General features: G+C 60.3%; 1 protein-coding gene. It reads right to left on the bottom strand.

The features are described from left to right. Window positions 1-1,247: 1,247 nt before the first annotated feature. Window positions 1,248-1,912, bottom strand: a 665-nt coding sequence (locus P0D89_RS52555; protein ID WP_408371055.1) for a serine hydrolase, incomplete at its 5' end; no start/stop codon positions are given.

Below are 1,912 nucleotides of genomic sequence, written 5' to 3'. Positions count from 1 at the left end.
TCTGCGGGTGCGACACGTGTCGCCGTCCGCCGGACGTAAATCGGCATCGTAGTGGATGGCAAAGCTCTTTCCTGCCTTGTCACATTCAATAGCCAGATAATCGGAGGTTGATGCTGTGACCTGCTGTACGACCAGCAGTTGCCTACCCGGACGTGCGCGACTGGTAACGGTCGGGTTCGAAGCTCCGGGGACAATGAACCCTTCAGTAGACGGTCTGCCTGGCGACAGGCAAGAACCGACACTGCCAGCAGCCGTGCGGTGTAGGGGCTAGGCAAGTTCCGTATGCGTAACGTAAGTGAATTGTCGTGTAACCCTCGTAATGATCGAAGAGCCCAAGCTGCTGGTGGCTCTAACCAAAATGGTAAGTAGCGGGTGGTTCCTTTCCGTAGTGGGAGCCCGTCGTCGTCAGCGCTACCGGGGGAGAGACAGACGCTAACCGGACAGGCATACCGCTGTTTAGGTGTGACGGCAGGACTGGGAACGTGGTAAGCCTGATTCTCCGCCTTGTTTCAAAGTATCGAGCCAAGGCAGGTGTCCCGCAAGGGAAACTGTTGGAGGAGCAGGTATGAGAATGCGCAGCAAGCGAATGACGAGCTGTAATGGTTCGTATAGGGGTTCGAGATTTGCCCCGACCTGAAAGGGTGCCCACTTGCGCGTGGTGCGGCTGTCGCAGGCCAGGATCTGAGATTCAAACGAAGGGAAGCTTGTGAGTGACCGGTCTGACTACGGTTCAGCGCCCTTCGCCTCAGCAATGAGGTGAATTAACGATGGGACGTTTGCGAAGGGCTTGCTCTGTAATGGCAGGACCGGCGTCAGTACGGCGCTTAATGCTGTGCTCGAGCTGTATGCAGGGAAACCTGCACCAGTTCTTCGGGGACTCCGCTGCCGGAAGGCAGTGGAGCTACCCAATCACTACTGCCGGAGCTGATCTGACAGCCGATGCCTGCGTTGCCTTTCCGGTGCACCGCGCCGTGATTCTGCTCGCCCGTTGCTTGGCGAAAACCCGCTCGTGACGGCGCCAATCATCTCACCGCCCGAATTGCGGCACTCCATTCCTGCAATCCTGCATTATCCTTAAGGAGCGCCGCCCTGATTCCGATCGGAACCCGCAACCAGTTGCAGGATTGCCGCCGTCAAGTCGAGTAGGCCGCAATCCTGAGCTGGGCACGCTTGGTGTTGGATAGGGATGCCAGGCTGTGCCGCGGCACTTCACCAGCCGGAGGCGAAACTCAGGGCTGGTTCCCTCATCACTGGAGGGCTGCCAGCACCCGGCCTAAAAAGTCGTCCGCAGCGTCTGCCGCAATCCATCGCACCACCGCCACTAGATCCAGATCGGGTTCAATCCACACAATACTTGCGCCCGCGCCTTGCCCGAACACACTCGCCTCGGTAACGCTCGGATATCGCTTTGAGCCGCCGGCGTTAAGCCACCACATGAGCCCGTACTGGTCGAGGGCTGGAGACGGGGTGAGCATCGCCTGCACCCAATGCCGGGGTACGATCTGCCGGCCGCCCCAGCCACCGCCATTCGCCACGAGTATGCCCATACGCGCATGATCGCGGGAGCCGATCATCATTCCGCCGCCCCAATGCCCGCCGCCGGGAACGGAGGCAATGGGTCGCCCATCGATCTCCAGAAATGCGTTGCGATACCCATGCCATTCCCAATCAACACTGGCGCCGATCGGATCCATCACGCGTTCCTTCAGCACCTCCGGCAGCGCCCGGCCAAACCGCAGCGTCAGGCAGGCGGCGAGCAGGTTCACGCGTACGTCGTTGTACTCGAAATGCGCGCCCGGCTGCTTGAGCGTGCGCTTCACCCCATTGTCTTCGCGCCCTCCGGTTGTTCCACCCACCGCCCTATTGTGGTCGGCCGCGTCCGGCTTGCCCCATAGTGTGCCTTGCCATTCAC

It is taken from the genome of Paraburkholderia sp. RL18-085-BIA-A, assembly GCF_046027075.1.
Taxonomy (GTDB): domain Bacteria; phylum Pseudomonadota; class Gammaproteobacteria; order Burkholderiales; family Burkholderiaceae; genus Paraburkholderia.
This window is presented reverse-complemented; position numbering and strand designations above follow the sequence as displayed.